Annotated in this window: 18 protein-coding genes; 12 read left to right on the forward strand and 6 right to left on the reverse strand. The window is 39.5% G+C overall.

Annotated features, from left to right (window positions below; genetic code table 11):
• Window position 1: 1 nt before the first annotated feature.
• The 4 genes from QMA08_RS15025 to QMA08_RS15040 are packed head-to-tail and all read left to right on the forward strand — an operon-like array spanning window position 2 to window position 2,990.
• Window positions 2-622 (forward strand): flavin prenyltransferase UbiX, encoded by a 621-nt coding sequence (locus QMA08_RS15025; RefSeq protein WP_290174821.1) that lies wholly within the window; start codon window positions 2-4, stop codon window positions 620-622.
• The gene (locus QMA08_RS15030) at window positions 622-1,551 is read left to right on the forward strand and encodes an ABC transporter ATP-binding protein (protein ID WP_024595485.1); all 930 of its coding nucleotides are present in this window, start codon (window positions 622-624) and stop codon (window positions 1,549-1,551) included. The genes QMA08_RS15025 and QMA08_RS15030 overlap by 1 nt, the downstream gene beginning before the upstream one ends.
• Window positions 1,552-2,319, forward strand: coding sequence for an ABC transporter permease (locus QMA08_RS15035; protein ID WP_002961025.1), 768 nt, complete (start codon window positions 1,552-1,554; stop codon window positions 2,317-2,319).
• Complete coding sequence (locus tag QMA08_RS15040; protein ID WP_197121290.1) at window positions 2,319-2,990, forward strand: SAM-dependent methyltransferase; 672 nt, start codon at window positions 2,319-2,321, stop codon at window positions 2,988-2,990. Before QMA08_RS15035 ends, QMA08_RS15040 begins: the two co-directional genes overlap by 1 nt.
• A 6-nt stretch (window positions 2,991-2,996) precedes the next feature.
• Here the strand turns inward: QMA08_RS15040 and QMA08_RS15045 are convergent, their stop codons facing one another.
• The gene (locus QMA08_RS15045; protein ID WP_290174822.1) at window positions 2,997-4,877 is read right to left on the reverse strand and encodes a GGDEF domain-containing protein; all 1,881 of its coding nucleotides are present in this window, start codon (window positions 4,875-4,877) and stop codon (window positions 2,997-2,999) included.
• Window positions 4,878-5,143: 266 nt separating this feature from the next.
• Here QMA08_RS15045 and panP point away from each other — a divergent pair, with 266 nt between their 5' ends.
• Complete coding sequence (gene panP, locus QMA08_RS15050) at window positions 5,144-6,769, forward strand: pyridoxal-dependent aspartate 1-decarboxylase PanP (RefSeq protein WP_002958981.1); 1,626 nt, start codon at window positions 5,144-5,146, stop codon at window positions 6,767-6,769.
• 52 nt (window positions 6,770-6,821) lie between these two features.
• Here the strand turns inward: panP and serA are convergent, their stop codons facing one another.
• The 5 genes from serA to metK all read right to left on the reverse strand — a co-directional run bounded on the left by serA (window position 6,822) and on the right by metK (window position 11,258).
• Window positions 6,822-8,051, reverse strand: a complete 1,230-nt coding sequence (gene serA, locus QMA08_RS15055; protein ID WP_024595232.1) for a phosphoglycerate dehydrogenase — start codon at window positions 8,049-8,051, stop codon at window positions 6,822-6,824.
• Between the two features lie 9 nt (window positions 8,052-8,060).
• The gene (gene rpiA / locus QMA08_RS15060) at window positions 8,061-8,714 is read right to left on the reverse strand and encodes a ribose-5-phosphate isomerase RpiA (protein WP_002958979.1); all 654 of its coding nucleotides are present in this window, start codon (window positions 8,712-8,714) and stop codon (window positions 8,061-8,063) included.
• Between the two features lie 53 nt (window positions 8,715-8,767).
• The gene (locus tag QMA08_RS15065; protein ID WP_290174823.1) at window positions 8,768-9,364 is read right to left on the reverse strand and encodes a 5-formyltetrahydrofolate cyclo-ligase; all 597 of its coding nucleotides are present in this window, start codon (window positions 9,362-9,364) and stop codon (window positions 8,768-8,770) included.
• A gap of 18 nt (window positions 9,365-9,382) precedes the next feature.
• Complete coding sequence (locus QMA08_RS15070; RefSeq protein WP_002958977.1) at window positions 9,383-9,931, reverse strand: hypothetical protein; 549 nt, start codon at window positions 9,929-9,931, stop codon at window positions 9,383-9,385.
• A 175-nt stretch (window positions 9,932-10,106) separates the two neighbouring features.
• Window positions 10,107-11,258 carry a methionine adenosyltransferase gene (gene metK / locus QMA08_RS15075; RefSeq protein ID WP_002958976.1) on the reverse strand — a complete coding sequence of 384 codons (1,152 nt, stop codon included), beginning with the start codon at window positions 11,256-11,258 and terminating at the stop codon, window positions 10,107-10,109.
• Between the two features lie 304 nt (window positions 11,259-11,562).
• Between metK and tkt the strand changes: the two genes are divergently transcribed.
• The 7 genes from tkt to QMA08_RS15110 all read left to right on the forward strand — a co-directional run bounded on the left by tkt (window position 11,563) and on the right by QMA08_RS15110 (window position 17,718).
• Complete coding sequence (gene tkt / locus QMA08_RS15080) at window positions 11,563-13,554, forward strand: transketolase (RefSeq protein WP_138489545.1); 1,992 nt, start codon at window positions 11,563-11,565, stop codon at window positions 13,552-13,554.
• A 184-nt stretch (window positions 13,555-13,738) separates the two neighbouring features.
• On the forward strand, window positions 13,739-14,053 hold the full coding sequence (locus tag QMA08_RS15085) for a pyrimidine/purine nucleoside phosphorylase (RefSeq protein ID WP_002958974.1): 315 nt from the start codon (window positions 13,739-13,741) through the stop codon (window positions 14,051-14,053).
• A gap of 177 nt (window positions 14,054-14,230) precedes the next feature.
• A complete protein-coding gene (gene raiA / locus QMA08_RS15090; RefSeq protein ID WP_007376058.1) occupies window positions 14,231-14,587 on the forward strand; it encodes a ribosome-associated translation inhibitor RaiA in 357 nt (118 codons plus the stop codon).
• 202 nt (window positions 14,588-14,789) lie between these two features.
• Window positions 14,790-15,965 (forward strand): divalent metal cation transporter, encoded by a 1,176-nt coding sequence (locus QMA08_RS15095; RefSeq protein ID WP_290174913.1) that lies wholly within the window; start codon window positions 14,790-14,792, stop codon window positions 15,963-15,965.
• Between the two features lie 64 nt (window positions 15,966-16,029).
• Entirely contained in the window at window positions 16,030-16,485 is a 456-nt protein-coding gene (locus QMA08_RS15100) for a GNAT family N-acetyltransferase (RefSeq protein ID WP_290174824.1), read from the forward strand.
• A 19-nt stretch (window positions 16,486-16,504) separates the two neighbouring features.
• Entirely contained in the window at window positions 16,505-16,918 is a 414-nt protein-coding gene (locus tag QMA08_RS15105) for a GNAT family N-acetyltransferase (protein ID WP_290174825.1), read from the forward strand.
• A 62-nt stretch (window positions 16,919-16,980) separates the two neighbouring features.
• The gene (locus tag QMA08_RS15110) at window positions 16,981-17,718 is read left to right on the forward strand and encodes an HNH endonuclease signature motif containing protein (RefSeq protein ID WP_182196698.1); all 738 of its coding nucleotides are present in this window, start codon (window positions 16,981-16,983) and stop codon (window positions 17,716-17,718) included.
• The last annotated feature ends 119 nt before the right edge of the window (window positions 17,719-17,837 follow it).

Here is a 17,837-nt window from a genome sequence, read left to right on the forward strand (position 1 = left end):
TGTGCAATTTAAAGATAGAATTACGCTCGCTTTTAGTGGTGCATCGGGTGCGCCTTATGGGCTTAGGTTACTTGAAGTATTACTAGAGCAGCAATTTCAGGTCTACGTTCTCATCTCAAGTGCAGCACGCGTGGTGCTTGATACAGAATCAGATATTAAGCTCTCTGGTAATGAAGATAAAGCCACAGAGCAGTTAAGTACGCTGTTTAATGCCAAACCTGATCAGCTAAAAGTATACGGTAAAGATAACTGGTTTAGCCCTGTGGCTTCGGGCTCTGCTGCTCCTAAAAAAATGGTAGTATGCCCATGTAGTGCCGGGTCGGTTTCTGCAATTGCAGTGGGGGCGTCTGATAATTTATTAGAGCGTGCCGCTGATGTGGTAATTAAAGAACGCGGACAGCTCATTTTAGTGCCTCGCGAAACACCATTTAACGAGATTCATTTAGAAAACATGCTTAAGTTATCTCGTTTAGGGGTAACTATTATGCCAGCCGCGCCTGGTTTTTATCATAAGCCACAAAGTATTGAAGACTTAGTTGATTTTATGGTGGCGAGAATTTTAGATCATTTAAATATTGAGCATAACCTAACAAAACGTTGGGGTTATGGTGAGGGTAAGTAATGAATAAGCAAAATATTGCTTTAAATATAGAAGGCCTTACCAAGGTTTATAAAAATGGTGTTGAGGCTATTAAAGGCGTTGATTTACAAGTTGAAGAGGGCGATTTTTTCGCTTTGCTTGGTCCAAATGGAGCTGGTAAATCAACTACTATTGGTGTTATTTCGTCACTTGTTAATAAAACAAAAGGCAAAGTAGAAGTATTTGGCTGTGATATTGATACTGATTTAGAAGCTGCAAAAGCGCATTTAGGCTTAGTGCCGCAAGAGTTTAACTTTAGCCAGTTTGAAACGCTTAGCCAAATACTGGTTAACCAAGCCGGTTATTATGGTGTGCCTCGTGGCGAAGCCCATAAACGTGCTGATAAATACCTAGCGCAGCTAGGGTTATTAGAGAAAAAAGACAAGCAAGCTCGTACGCTTTCAGGCGGAATGAAACGTCGATTAATGATTGCACGCGCCCTTATGCACGAGCCAAAATTACTTATACTTGATGAGCCAACAGCGGGTGTAGACATAGAACTTCGTCGTTCAATGTGGGATTTTTTACGCCAAATAAATGAGCAAGGCGTTACTATTATTTTAACCACACACTACCTTGAAGAAGCTGAGTTACTGTGTAAAAACATAGCGATTATTGATTCTGGTCGAATTGTGGAAAACACCACCATTAAAGCACTGCTTGCAAAACTTGATAAAGAAACCTTTATTTTAGATTTAAAGATGCCAGCAAACCCTGTCACGCTTGAAGGTTATAAGTTTACGATGACGGACGATCATACTGTTGAAGTAGAAGTCGCTAAATCACAGGGCTTAAATGCGGTATTTAGCGCATTAACAACCCAAGGTAATACAGTATTGAGTATGCGAAATAAAGCAAACAGACTAGAAGAGTTATTTGTAGGATTATTAGAGCAAGGGCGGGGCGAATAAATGTTTAAATATGGCGTAGCCTTAAAGAGTTTATGGATTAAAGAGTGTATTCGTTTTTTACGTATCTGGGTACAAACCTTAGTGCCGCCAGCAATTACGATGAGCTTATATTTTGTTATTTTTGGTAACTTAATTGGTTCACGTATTGGTGATATGGGCGGCTTTAGTTATATGGAGTTTATTGTACCTGGCCTTATAATGATGTCGGTTATTACTAATTCCTATTCCAACGTAGCCTCTAGTTTTTACTCAACAAAATTTCAAAAAAGCATTGAAGAGCTTTTAGTTGCACCTGTGCCTAATTACATCATTGTACTGGGTTATATGGGCGGCGGTATGACGCGCGGTATTATGGTGGGCTTTATAGTTACCTGTGTATCGTTATTATTTGTTGATATTCAAATTCATAATATTTTTGTAATTATGGCGACCGTTATTTTAACCTCAGCTGTGTTTGCTTTAGGTGGTTTAATTAATGCAATTTATGCAAATAGCTTTGACGATATAAGCATTATTCCCACCTTTATACTAACGCCATTAACTTACTTAGGCGGTGTATTTTATTCAATAACGTTATTGCCAGAATTTTGGCAAAACGTATCGCAAATAAATCCTATTATTTACATGGTAAATGCATTTCGCTATGGCTTTTTAGGTGTGTCGGATGTTGATTTAAGTGTAGCGCTAGGTGTTATTTTGGTGTTTATTACGGTGTTATTTACTTTAGCGCTAACTTTAATTAAAAAAGGTGTGGGGCTAAGACACTAATGAGTGATGCAAATTCACGTAGTATTGTATCTAATCAAGCGGGTATTCACGAAAAGCTTGATGAAATAGTAAATAAGCACTTAGAGGCTGAGTTTAAAAAACCGATTGCAGCGCATACTCAGGCCGCATTTGATGAAGTAAACGCTAAAGTACAGGCCTTTAATGGCCCGCTTATTTTAGACTCGTGCTGTGGCGTGGGTGAAAGCTCAGCTAACTTAGCTAAGCGCCATCCTGATGCACTTGTCATTGGTATTGATAAGTCATCACACCGATTAGATAAGCACGATGTTGAATATAAGCAAACCGACAGTGGTCAGTACATCTTAGTGCAAGCAGATTTAAATGACTTTTGGCGTTTAGCGGTAGCCGCCAATTGGCAACCTACGCACCATTATTTGTTGTATCCAAACCCGTGGCCTAAATCTAAGCATATTCGTAGGCGCTGGCATGGCGCAGCTATTTTTCCATTTATCGTTAAGTTAGGTGGAAAATTAGAAGTGCGCAGCAATTGGGATATTTACGTTAAGGAGTTTGCTCGGGCGCTTGAATTAACAGGCAACCCTTGCGATGTAACACTTTATGAGTCAGACGATGCAATTACGCCTTTTGAGCGTAAATACTGGGCCAGTGGCCAGCAAAGCCACCGACTCGTTATAAACTTACCTTGCTAAAGTAAGTTAAAGTGCTAATTCTTCTGTAACCGTATTAACATGTGGCACTGGGTGGGCAAAATAATTGCCTTGCATTAGTGTCACATTCGCCTTTTTAAGTGCGGTTACTATGGTTGTATTTTCTACCGATTCTGCCATTAATTGTAAACCAAGTTGATTAGCAAAGCTGGCTATATGCTCAATAAACAAGTAGATATCTTTGTCATTCACTATTTGCTTTATTAGTGCGCCATCTAATTTAATACCATCTACTTCAAGTTTAAGTACGTTTGATATATTTGAATAACCACTACCAAAGTCATCAATAATAACCTTAACGCCTTTCGTTTTAACCATTCCAATAAATGCTTTTACTTCAGAGAAGTTGGCAATAGCTTGGGTTTCTAAAAGCTCTAATGTGATATTACCTGGATGCGGGTAGCGCTTAAGTTCGTCCGCAATAAACTCACTTAAATTAGGGTCGAGCATATCTTGTGCTGTTATATTTAAACTCCAGCAAATATCGGTTTTTCTAAAGCGACTAACACATTGTGAAAATATAGTACGGGTAAGTATTCCGTCCATTCTTGAGCGGGTAACAACATTTAAAAATGCATCAGGTTTTAATACTTCTCCTTGCGCTGTTACCATTCGAGCTAAACATTCGTATTGAACGACCTTATTGGTATTTGTGTCAATAATGGGTTGAAAGTAAGGCACTATACGATTGTTATCAAACGCTTCTCGCACTTCTTTAGCCATTTCTACATTGTATTGATATTGCGTTTTTACATCGTGTAGCGCTTTTGAATAGTTAACTACACTATGCCTGCCTTGTTTTGCTTGCAGCGCTGCTATATGAGCGTTTTCAAGTAGTAGCGATTTATTACCACTGGCAATACCTGCACATAGGGTTATGTAGATAAAAGGGTCAGTTAACACTGGGGTATTAAAGTTATATGTTTTTACGAGATCGGTAAATTCGTCATTACTCATTTCTTTAGGCGCGAGTAATACTATTTTGTTGGTTGCTAGTCTGTATATATGGCAATGCGCAGAGCTTCTGAGTTTAAAGTGAATAAGTAAGTTTTTCATTACTTTGTCACCCACTTCCGTGCCGTAGAAACTGTTTATATCTTCTATTTCATTAACCCAAATAACGGCTAACTGCATGTGATGAGCATTACTTTTTTTAATAAAGTACTCAAGAGCAATATGATTTGAAAAACCAGTACTTGAGTCAGTTGCTAAAGACCGTTTTAGTAAATAAATATATATGGCGGCAACAAGTATCGCGATAAAAAAGAAGAAGCTAGCCATTGCAGCAGCTTTTGATACGCTTTCTTTAAGTTTCTCGTTTAAATCATAAATAGTTATATCGGCACCCGTTAAATAGGTATTGCCGTTGATTGGGTCAACGTAAGGAATAAAAATTGTTTTAAAGTGGCCCCACTGATCGCTCGATATTTCAAATACTGGCTCTGTTGAATAAAAAGCACTTATATTTGCATCGGTAGCTTCAGGGTAGAGATCTAAAAATTGAGTTACCTTGCCATTATTTTGATCGTCTTGCGTGTAGCTTGATGAGCTAAAAAGCACCTTACCGTCTTTTAAAATCATTGAGTAGACATAAGCAATATCAAGTGCTTGAGCAAACTCAGAGAGTTGTTTACTTTTATCTTGATAGTAAGAAAAACTTATATTATCGCCTTGATTAACCGCACTTAAATAATCGTCACCTAAAATATGTTTAACGCTGGTGGCGGCATTAAGTAAGCGATTATCAACCGACTGCATTATTTCAGCACGCGTGGTTTGGTAAGTGTAGTAAACGTAGGTTAGCAAGCTTATTAAAAACAAGCTAAAGCCTGCCACTATCCAACTAACTTTGACTCTTCCTTCTGGCATATGTGTCCCTTTTTTGTTATCAAATTTATTATACCCAAAATAAGCAAATGCCCAATAAATAATTAGGTTTGGTAGAGTTTTAATTAAATTATCATTTTTTTGTCATCGCTTTGATTGCTTTTATAGGTTTAAACGAGACATTTTAGTTATATTGCAGTAAAGTTAGCGCAATTTTTAAAGAAACACGATTGCTCCAAATGTCCTAATAAGTAGGCGTTTTTGATGAGTAAGCGCGTGTTTTAGCTACACACACACTAGGTATTAAGATGGATCAAAAGCGTTGTGCCGTCGCCTCTAAAGAAAGCCTTAAGCGTATATTTACTGTACCTGAAGCGCCAGACTCAACTTTAAGCAAAATCGAGCTTGAAATTTCGAGTAATTTAGCAGGTTTTCTAAACGAAAATATAGCGGCAATTGAAAAACCATTACATGAAATAGAAAAAGATTTTCAATCGGCAGTGATCCCAGAAGATCCAACGTTTGTCTCTGCTTATGCCCAAGACATAATGGAGCAACTTGTTGCACATTCTGTGCATACAGCTGCGCCTAGTTTTATTGGTCACATGACCTCTGCCTTGCCGCACTTTTTATTACCGCTGTCAAAATTGATGGTAGGGCTAAATCAAAATCTAGTAAAAATAGAAACATCTAAAGCGTTTACGCCTCTTGAGCGTCAAGTGCTTGGGATGATGCATCATTTAGCTTATGGGCAAGAAGACTCATTTTATTCTAAATGGATGCACAGTGCTAAAACCTCATTAGGTGCATTTTGCTCTGGTGGTACGGTTGCTAATATTACTGCGCTTTGGATTGCGCGAAACCGCTTATTAAAACCTGATGGCGATTTTAGAGGTATCGGCGCACAAGGCTTAATTGCTGGTATGCTGCATTACGGCTATAAAGGTTTAGCGGTATTAATATCAGAACGCGGGCATTACTCGTTAGGTAAATCGGTTGATTTACTCGGCATTGGTCGCGATAACTTAATTGGTATTAAAACCTGTGAAAATAATAAAGTCGATGTAACAGCTATGCGCGAAAAAGCACGTGAGCTTGAAGCGCAAGGCATTAAAGTAATGGCGATTATTGGGGTCGCGGGGACAACCGAAACCGGTAATATTGACCCACTTGATGAAATGGCCGACTTAGCACAAGACATTAACTGCCATTTTCATGTAGATGCTGCATGGGGGGGGGCGACCCTTTTATCGAGTACGCACCGTCCTTTACTAAAAGGGATTGAGCGAGCAGATTCAATTACCATCGATGCACATAAACAAATGTATGTACCAATGGGAGCGGGTTTGGTTTTATTTAAAGACCCCGCTGCCACAGATGCAATAGAACATCACGCTGAGTATATATTACGTAAAGGTTCAAAAGACTTAGGTAGCCACACGCTTGAAGGCAGCCGACCGGGTATGGCAATGTTAGTACACGCTTGCTTACGTGTTATTGGTCGTAAAGGTTACGAAATGCTGATTGATCGAAGCATCAAAAAAGCACATTACTTTGCTGATTTAATTAAGGCTGATGAAGACTTTGAGCTTATTTCGGAGCCTGAGTTGTGCTTATTAACGTATCGTTATGTACCTAAGCAAATTAAACAAGCAATAGCCGATGCTGATGCTGCAACTCGGTTAGATATTTTTGCTTCACTGAACCGTTTTACTGCCAGTATGCAAAAGCGTCAACGCGAGTCTGGTCGCTCATTTGTATCACGTACACGCTTAACGCCTTCTAAATACGACAACCAACCAACGGTTGTATTTAGAGTGGTCCTTGCTAACCCGCTTACCTCAGGCGCTATTTTAAAAGAGATATTAGCTGAGCAAAAAGAGTTGGCTGCAACAGATCCGGTATTCAAAAAATACTTGAGAAAGTATATGTAAACTAAATACAAAAAAGGGTCCATAAGGACCCTTTTTTAATATCAAAGAATGGTTAATGTAAAATACGTGCTCTAATTGTACCCTCAACAGCGCTTAGTTCTTTAAGTGCTACTTCAGATTGATCTGTATCAACATCAATAACTACATAACCAATAGATGCGTCTGTTTGTAGGTATTGCGCAGCAATATTAATACCGTGCTGTGCAAACGCTTGGTTAATTTGCGTTAGTACACCAGGGCGGTTGTGGTGTACGTGTAATAAACGGCTACGATTAGCAAGCTCAGGTAGCGATACTTCAGGGAAGTTAACCGCAGTAATAGTTGAGCCATTATCTGAATATTTAGCCAATTTACCCGCTACTTCAATACCAATGTTTTCTTGCGCTTCTTGTGTAGAACCACCAATGTGTGGCGTTAAAATAACATTGTCGAATTGGCGCAGTGGCGATACAAATTCTTCATCGTTAGATTTTGGCTCAGTAGGGAACACATCGATTGCTGCACCACTTAGTTTTTTCTCTGTAAGCGCTTCTGCAAGAGCATCAATATCAACAACAGTTCCGCGTGAGGCATTGATCAAAATAGACCCCTGCTTCATAACTGCAAGTTCTGCTGTACCAATAAGGTTTTTAGTTTGCGGTGTTTCTGGTACATGTAAGCTAATAATATCAGAGCGTTGTAACAGCTGAGTTAGGTTATGAACTTGTGTTGCATTACCCAGTGATAACTTATCTTCGATATCGTAAAACTCCACGTTCATACCGATATTTTCAGCCATAATACCTAGCTGAGTACCAATGTGACCGTAGCCAATAATACCTAATGTTTTACCACGTGCTTCAAACGAACCATTTGCTGTTTTTAACCAGCCACCACGATGAGCCGCTGCATTACGCTCTGGAATACCACGTAATAAAAGTAGTATTTCGCCAAGTACAAGTTCTGCAACTGAACGAGTATTAGAAAATGGAGCGTTAAATACAGCAATACCACGTTCGCGTGCTGCATCTAAATCAACTTGGTTTGTACCAATACAAAAACAACCAATAGCAACTAGCTTTTCAGCTGAGTCTAATACGGCTTGGTTAATATGAGTACGAGAACGAAGTCCTACAAAGTGAACATCTTTAATGCGCTCTTTAAGCTCGTCCTCAGGTAAGGATGTTTTAACGTAGTCGATATTGCTGTAACCGTTACGTTTTAGCGTTTCAACAGCGCTTTGGTGAACACCTTCAAGCAAGAGAATTTTAATTTTGTCTTTTGCTAACGATACCTTACTCATAACCTCATCCTATTTAATTTGTGGCCCATTTTTGGTACCGATAATCACTTTATCAGCACCTCGCATCGCAAATAGGCCGTTGGTAACTACGCCAACAATTGAATTTATTTGTGTTTCAAGTTGTTTGGCATTGGTAATTTTTAAGTTAAATACATCTAATATAACGTTACCATTATCGGTAACTACGCCTTGGCGATAAACAGGGTCACCACCAAGTTTTAATAATTCTCGTGCAACGTAGCTGCGCGCCATTGGAATAACTTCTACCGGAAGCGGGAAGTCGCCCAATGTATCTACCAGCTTTGTGTCATCAACAATACACACAAACTGTTTTGCAACTGCTGCTACTATTTTTTCACGTGTTAGCGCAGCACCGCCGCCTTTAATCATTTCGTTTTGAGCGTTTATTTCGTCAGCGCCGTCAACGTATACATCTAAAGCATCAACGTTATTAAGTTCAAACACTTCAATACCTAACGCTTCCAAACGTGCAGTTGACGCTTCTGAGCTTGATACAGCGCCTACAATAGTGTCCTTTACTGAGCCAAGGGCATCAATAAAGTGATTAACAGTAGAGCCTGTACCGACACCTACAATGGTGTTTTCTTTTACAAACTCGAGTGCTGCCCAGGCAGCTGCTTTTTTTAATTCGTCTTGTGTCATTGCTTTGTGCTCATGTATGTCAGAAATATGCGGCTAGTAACCAAAATTAAATGTTACCAACAGTATGTTTTATCTGGGGTGATAATGGTTTTAAGTGGTACGTCCCATGACTCGATTGGTAGAGCATCAACTTTTTGACATTTATGTGCAAGGCCAATTAGTTGCGGTTTTTGCCAATTTTGTTCATGTAAACGCGCCAATGTCCGGTCGTAAAACCCACCTCCCATTCCTAGGCGATTACCTTGTCTATCAAATGCAACTAATGGCATAAGGAGGTAATCAAGCGCTGGTAATGGGCATATTTGAGAGCAGTTCAGCTTAGGCTCCAAGATACCATAGCGATTTGCCCTCATGGGTGAGTTTTTCTCATAGCGCTGAAATAGTAAATTAGCGCCATTGAATGGGTGTATTATAGGTAGATAAACAACGTGGTTTAAGTTCCATAATTCTTTAATTAACAATGAAGTGTCTAGTTCTCCGTCGTTACTTAAATAAATGGCAATATGCTTTGAATTTGTTGTGTTTTCGCTTTTTAAGTGTTGAATAAAATTCATTTTTAGCGATTGCGCAGCAATTATTTGCTGATTATTTGACAAGTTTTTACGGGTGTTACGAATTTCAGCTCTTATTTGTGCGCGTTTATTGCTCATTAAACTAATTAGCCATTTTTAAAAAGAGAATAAATCGGGAAAAATTAAAAAAACAGCCAGTACGACTAGCAAAATGGTGGCAGTTGCAATCAATGAATATAAAAGTAAGTTACTGCGTTTTTTAGGAGTCGCTAAATCCTCATCTAGCATTAGGTCGTCATTTTGCCATTCGTCTACACTTTCGTCTGGTGTATTTAATTGAGCTTCAGGAAGGCGTTGCTCTAGCTCATCTAGCTTTTCTTCAAGGCGTATTAAGCTGCTAGTGATGTAATCAAGTGCATCAAAAATACGTTCATCACGTTGGTTGTTATTTGCAGCTGCGGGGGAGCTATTTTGAATCGCATTTGAGGCAGCTTGCAGCTTACTTTTAATACCTAGGCTTGCTAATAACTTAGTCTGTTTTAACGCTTTGTCTTTATCGCTTGGCGCAAACAGCGGCTTACCTTTAAAAAAAAGAGCTACTTTTTCATCTGACGTTTTTAATTTTGCAGCTAAGTTTGCGCACGCTGTTTTTATGTCAACGTTATCGGCAAGTCCTGCAAATATAACGCGAAAGTTATCGGCCATTTAACTATCCCTAAAGCTTTTATAATGAAATGAGTATATACCTAAAGTACAAAAGAATTCGAGGTTGATTTTATAGTTATTTTGTAGACGCACTATAAACAATGTAACTGATAAGTTTTAGATACAAAAACGGCCCTATTAAGGGCCGTTTTTAATTTACTTCAACACTTTTAGCTCAAAGGCCAGCAGCTGCACGAAGTGCATCAGCTTTATCTGTACGTTCCCAAGGGAATTCGTCACGACCAAAGTGGCCGTAAGCCGCTGTAGGAAGGTAGATAGGGCGCTCTAAATCAAGCATTTGAATTAAGCCGTAAGGGCGCAGGTCAAAGTGTTCACGAATAAGTTCGATTAAACGGCTTTCTTCTAACTTGCTTGTACCAAACGTTTCAACGCTGATAGATGTAGGCTCTGCAACACCGATTGCGTAAGAAACTTGTAATTCACATTTATCAGCAAGGCCAGCCGCAACTACGTTTTTAGCAACGTAACGTGCAGCGTATGCAGCTGAACGGTCAACTTTTGATGGATCTTTACCAGAGAAAGCACCACCACCGTGACGAGCCATACCACCGTATGTATCAACGATGATTTTACGACCTGTTAGACCACAATCGCCCATTGGTCCGCCAATTACAAAGCGACCCGTTGGGTTAATGAAAAATTTAGTCGCGCTTGTAATAAGCTCTGCAGGAAGTACCGGCTTGATGATAGTTTCCATCACCGCTTCTACTAAATCTTTTTGCGAAATGTCTTCGCTGTGCTGAGTAGATAGTACTACTGCATCAATACCTACTGGCTTACCATTTTCGTATGCAAAAGTAACTTGAGATTTTGCATCTGGACGTAACCAGTTAAGCTCGCCGCTTTTACGCACTTGCGCTTGGCGCTGTACTAAACGGTGTGAGTAAGTAATTGGCGCAGGCATTAGCACTTCTGTTTCGTTACATGCGTAACCAAACATAAGACCTTGGTCGCCAGCACCTTGTTCTTCTGGGCTAGTACGGTCAACACCTTGGTTAATGTCAGGAGACTGTTTACCAATAGTGTTTAAAATTGCACATGAATCTGCATCGAAACCCATGTCTGAATGCGTGTAGCCAATTTCACGTACTGTTTTACGTGTAATTTCTTCAATATCAACCCATGCGCTAGTAGTGATTTCACCACCAACCATAACCATACCTGTTTTTACGTAAGTTTCGCACGCAACACGGGCATGAGAGTCTTGCTCTAGGATAGCATCAAGTACCGCATCAGAGATTTGATCGGCGATTTTATCCGGATGACCTTCAGAAACTGATTCAGAAGTAAATAAATGTTTTGCCATTGTATTTCTGCTCACAAATATTGCGCTTCACAAACGTCGGTATTAGCGCTAAAAAATTAAGGGGCGTATTTTATCGAAAACAAAACACCTTGCATAGTGTTTTTACGCCTAGACGTCTAAATAAAATTACTAATAACTTTTTGGTCTTAAAAAATATTCATAATGCCTCACTTTTATAGGGTTTTTAATTGCACACAGCCCCCACAATAAGTAAGAATGGTCGATATAAACAAACCCAAGTTACTTGGGTGCATAAACAAACACATAAATACCCGCGCAAATACACATAAAGGTAGGAGAATTCATGCCATCTCGCAAAGAACTTGCAAATGCTATTCGCGTCTTGTCAATGGACGCAGTACAAAAGGCCAAATCTGGTCACCCTGGAGCCCCTATGGGCATGGCTGATATCGCAGAAGTATTATGGCGCGATTATCTAAAACACAACCCAACAAATCCAGAGTGGGCTGACCGTGACAGATTTATTCTTTCAAACGGCCACGGTTCAATGCTTATCTATTCTCTATTGCACCTAAGTGGTTACGACTTACCACTGGACGAAATTAAAAACTTCCGTCAAATGCATTCTAAAACACCAGGTCATCCTGAATATGGCTATGCACCAGGAATCGAAACTACTACGGGTCCATTAGGTCAAGGGATCACAAATGCCGTAGGTATGGCAATTGCTGAAAAAGCGCTAGCTGCACAGTTTAACCGTGAAGGTCACGATATTGTTGATCACTTTACCTATGCATTTATGGGCGATGGCTGCCTTATGGAAGGTATTTCTCATGAAGCAGGTTCACTTGCAGGCACATTAGGTCTTGGTAAACTTGTTGCATTTTGGGATGACAACGGCATTTCAATCGATGGTGAAGTAGAAGGTTGGTTTACAGATGACACACCAGCTCGCTTTAAAGCATACGGTTGGCATGTAATCAGTGGTGTTGATGGCCACGACAGCGATGCTATAAGTGCTGCAATTGCAGAAGCTAAAAGTGTTACCGATAAACCATCACTAATTTGTTGTAAAACAATTATTGGTTACGGCTCACCTAATAAATCTGGTAGCCACGATTGTCACGGTGCACCACTAGGTGATGACGAAATTAAAGCGTCTCGTGAATTTTTAGGTTGGACTGGCGATGCGTTCGAAATTCCTGATGATATTTACGCACAATGGGATAGCAAAGAAAAAGGTCAGCAGCTTGAATCAAGCTGGGACGAAAAATTTGCAGCATACGCAAAAGCATACCCAGAGCTTGCAGCTGAATATAAGCGTCGTATTAATAACGAACTGCCTGGCGATTGGGCTGAAAAATCTCAAGCGTACATTGAGCAATTACAAGCAAACCCTGCAAACCCAGCGTCTCGTAAAGCATCGCAAAATGCATTAAACGCATTTGGTCCGTTATTACCAGAATTTATGGGTGGTTCAGCCGATTTAGCAGGCTCAAACTTAACAATTTGGGATGGCTCTAAAGGTTTAACACACGACGATGCAAGCGGTAACTACATTTACTACGGTGTACGTGAGTTTGGTATGTCGGCAATTATGAATGGTATTGCCCTTCATAAAGGCTTTATTCCTTACGGTGCTACGTTCTTAATGTTTGTTGAATATGCAAAAAATGCCGTACGTATGGCTGCATTAATGAAGCAACCAAGCATTTTTGTATACACGCACGATTCAATCGGTTTAGGTGAAGATGGTCCAACTCACCAACCAGTAGAGCAAATTGCAAGCATGCGTTTAACGCCTAACTTATACAACTGGCGCCCATGTGACCAAGTTGAGTCGGCAATTGCATGGCAACAAGCTATTGAGCGTAAAGACGGCCCTACATCGCTAATCTTTACTCGACAAGGTCTTGAGCAACAAGCGCGTGACGCACAGCAATTAAGCGATGTTAAAAAGGGTGGTTACATCCTTAGCTGTGACGGCAATCCTGAAATTATTTTCATTGCGACGGGCTCTGAAGTGCAACTAGCACAAGATTCAGCAACTGAGCTACGCAGCCAAGGTAAAAAGGTACGTGTTGTTTCTATGCCATGTACTGATGCCTTTGAAGATCAAAGCGCAGAGTACAAAGAAAGCGTATTACCGGCATCTGTTACACGCCGCGTAGCAGTAGAAGCAGGTATTGCTGACTACTGGTACAAGTACGTAGGTCTAAATGGCGCAGTAGTAGGTATGACTACCTTTGGTGAGTCGGCACCTGCTGGTGAGCTGTTTGAGCACTTTGGTTTTACAGTGGCAAACATTGTAAGCAAAGCAAACGAGCTTTTTTAATCGCTTTGATTAAATAAAGTAAGTAATTGAAAAACCCGCACATGTTGCGGGTTTTTTTATGCCCTAACATGAAGCAACTTCACCTTGAACAATGCTGCTTTCCTTGCAAGAAAGTAAGCTATCAGGCAAGGTAGTGCGATAAAATTTATAAATAAAAATCTTAAATTAATAGCAGGAGCTAAAAATGCCAAAGTTCGATAACGTGAGTGTAGTAAAAAAAGCCAATGTATATTTTGACGGAAAAGTGTCGAGCCGTACCGTTATTTTAGGTGATGGCGAAGCGAAAACGTTAGGCTTTATGCAACCTGGTGAGTTTGTTTTTGATACAAACCAAAAAGAGTGCATGGAGCTTTTAGCTGGCCAATGGGATATTTTATTACCAGGGGCAAGTGAGTGGAAAACATTTAACGCAGGTGAATCGTTTAATGTTGATGCAAATGTAAGCTTTAAAGTAAAAGTATCTGATTTTGCTGACTACTGTTGTTCGTACACAGATTAATCAATACAGCTAGACGTCTGAAAGCCCATGTACTATGGGCTTTGCATAAACTTTGCACAACGCATGATTTAAATCACCAAAAACCGCAAATAAACCTCAAATATCTCTCTTTTTTCCTTGTGTTAATCTAAATAGCCCCCAATACTATTTATGAGGTAACAAATAAAAGGATACCCTATGAAAATTAATCTTTCTGGTCACCATGTTGAAGTTACTGACTCTATTAGAGAGCACATCAACGAAAAATTTTCAAAAATCGAGAGCCACTTTCCATCGCTTATTGCACTCGATATTATTTTGTCAAAAGAACATCATAAAATCCAAGCTGAAATTAGCACTAATTACGAAGGCACTCGCATATCGGTAAAAGGGGAAAACGAAGTTATGTACCCAGCCATTGCAAGCGCAGCTAAAAAACTCGATGCGGCACTAAAACATCGAAAAGGGCAGATAAAAGCAAACTTACACGAAAAGCCTGTTAGCACTACACCTGAAATCGCACACGAGATCATCCAAGAGATGGATCTTAAATAAAATTTAGTTCCAAAGTATTGTAAAAAAGAGCCGTATGGCTCTTTTTTATTGCCTGTAATTTAGGTAAGTTATGCGTTCTTGCAGTTTATTAATTAAAAAAATTAATAAAAAGAACACACAACACACATATTTTGAGAAATTAATGCACACAACAAAAGCAGTATGGAAGTCTCGACTAGGTGCGCTTGGGCCTGGAATACTCATGGCAACAGCCGCTATTGGCGGATCTCACCTAGTTGCCTCTACGCAAGCTGGAGCAATATTTGGCTGGCAACTATTTTGGCTAATCCTCGTTGTTAATGTTTTAAAGTACCCGTTTTTTCGCTTTGGTATGGAATACACACTCGCCACTAAAAATAGCCTAGTGGAGGGCTATAAAAGCAAAGGCCCGTTTTACTTTTACAGTTTTATTGGCTTAAACATTGTTGCCGCTGTTGTTAATACCGCCGGCGTATTACTGCTTACCGCAAGCTTACTGCATTACGCGCTGCCCATGGTTATTGAAGTAACCTTGCTTTGTTGGATGCTGCTGGGTGTATGTTTAGTTATATTGCTACTTGGACACTTTAAAGCGCTAGATAACGTTGCCAAAGGCATTATGGGGCTGCTTACGCTCGCTACTTTGATCGCCCTTGCCATTGCATTTAGTAACGGCCCAATGGCACCTGCTGATTATGTGGGACCTTCACCGTATGAACTTGCCATGCTTAGCTTTATGGTGGCTTTAATGGGCTGGATGCCAGCCCCTATCGAAATATCTGCATTAAGTTCTTTATGGCTAAAAGAAAAACAAGCCCAGCAAACAGTTTCTAAAAGCCAAGGCTTGTTCGATTTTAACGTAGGTTACTGGCTTACAGCTGGCTTAGCCTTGGTATTTTTTAGCTTAGGTGTATTAGTGCAGTACGGGCAAACCAGTAGTATAGAACTCGGCGGTGTCGCGTTTGCCAAGCAGCTTATTGATATGTACGCATTAACAATAGGCGAGTGGGCAAGGCCGCTTGTATCAGCAATCGCTTTTTTATGTATGTTTGGTACTACACTTACCGTGCTTGATGGCTACGCCCGTACGCTTAACGAATCCCATAAACTACTTGGCTTTGGGCAATCAAAACACAGCTTAAATATTTGGTTAATACTACAAGCCCTTGCCGGTATGGCCGTTATTTTATTTTTTAAATCAGCCCTTGGCCCCATGCTTACCTTTGCAATGACACTTTCATTTGTAACAACGCCTGTTTTTGCATGGCTTAACTTTAGCCTTGTGCGCTCAGAGCCTGCTATAAAACACAGCGTGCTATTACGTAGTTTAACGTGGTTAGGGCTAGTGTATTTAGTAGGCTTTGCTGTTGCGTTTGTAGTATGGAAACTAGCAGCCTAAATAGAGCCACTTACTTTAGGGTTTTAATTAAAGCCCTAAAGCTTAAAGTTTAAATGAGGTATAAATGGATATTAGAACAGGCGAGCTTTCAAACCCACACGTTATAGAGCTACTACAAGCACACCATAACGATATGCTAAAACACTCACCCGTTGAGAGCGTACATGCACTAGATGTGAGCAAACTCACTCAGCCCGATATAACTTTTTATAGCTTATGGATTGATAATAATTTAGCGGGTGTTAGCGCTTTAAAAGCACTAAATATAACGCATGGCGAAATTAAATCAATGCGCACATCAAGCAGCTATTTACGCCAAGGCATAGCCGCTAAGTTACTCACCCATATTATTGAGCAAGCAACACTTCGTGGTTATAAAAAGCTAAGTTTAGAGACCGGCACTGCTGAAGCATTTTTACCCGCACAAAAGCTTTACACTCAGTTTGGTTTTAAAGAATGCGAACCATTTGGTTATTATGAGCTAGATCCGTACAGCTTGTTTATGAGTAAAGCACTTTAAAAGTGAGAGTGGGGAGATTATGAAATATAAAATTGAACATACCGCTCCAGTATCAGACGCATTTGCAAATTTACGCACACAAGTAAAGTGGCAAAACCCTGACGATAAAACATTAAAAGCAAGCATTGAAAACTCACTTTTTTGGGTTGCCGTATACGATACTGATAAGTTAATAGGCACTGGTAGAGTAATCGGCGATGGCGCAATGTATTTTTATATTCAAGATATAATTGTTGCGCCTAGTTATCAAAAACAAGGTATTGGTCATTTAGTTATGACCCACATTGAAAACTACCTAAACAACACCTGCTCTAATGGCGCGACAATAGCTTTATTAAGTGCTCACGGTAAAGAAAGTTTTTATAGACAATATGGTTATGTAAAGCGTGATGGAGATGTTTTAGGATTAGGAATGTGTAAGTTTATTAAGTAAATAAAATTCTACAGAAAAAATAAAATGTCTTTAATATAATAATTTAACTGGATCAGAATAATATGGAAGTTAATAAATTTGGTTTGAGTAGAGTAATTCCAGCAGAAATAAAGCGAGAGATTCGTCAGCAATGTGGGTTCGGGTGTGTTATTTGTGGATTAGGAATAATTCAATATGAACATGTAGATCCTGAGTTTAAAGATGCAAAAAAACATGACCCGGCTAATATGACCCTCCTATGTCCACAATGCCATTCAAAGGTAACTACAAAAATGTGGTCAAAGTCACGTGTAAAATTAGCAATGCGGATGCCAAAGTGTTTACAACAAGGTTACTCTAATGAGTTTTTTGATTTCCCAGAGCGTAATCCTTCTTTAATTTTTGGTGGTGTAAAGTTAAGCAACTGTAAAATCCCTATTCAAGTTGCAAATTACCCATTATTTCAATTAAAAAAACCAGAGTACTTAGGTCAACCATTTTTGCTATCTGGTCTATTTACAGACTCTAATGGAGAAGTCTCACTAGAAATTAAAGATAATGAGTGGAAAGCTAATTCTTCTCTCTGGGATGTAGAAGTTAAAGGCCCTTGTATAACTATTAGAGAAAGGCATCGAAAAATACATCTTGTACTAACTATCACTGAGCAGTGTGATATTTTGGTTTCGCGTCTGGATATGGTTTTTGCAGGCTTCTATTTTGAAGCTAATGGTGATTATTTAAAAGTAACCTTTCCTGATGGAGGTTCTTCAGAGTTATCTGGATGTGTTGCAGATAATTGTAATGTTGGTATTTCTTTTTGATGTAAATAACTAAAGCTACTATTACTTTTTAAATTGATGATTCGAACTACTCTAATACAAATATAGCTGAGTCAAACTTTAACTCAGCCCTTTTATCGCTCTACTTATCCCATCTAAAC

Origin of the sequence: Pseudoalteromonas sp. APC 3355, from assembly GCF_030407615.1 — a bacterium.
Classification (GTDB): Bacteria; Pseudomonadota; Gammaproteobacteria; order Enterobacterales; family Alteromonadaceae; genus Pseudoalteromonas; species Pseudoalteromonas distincta.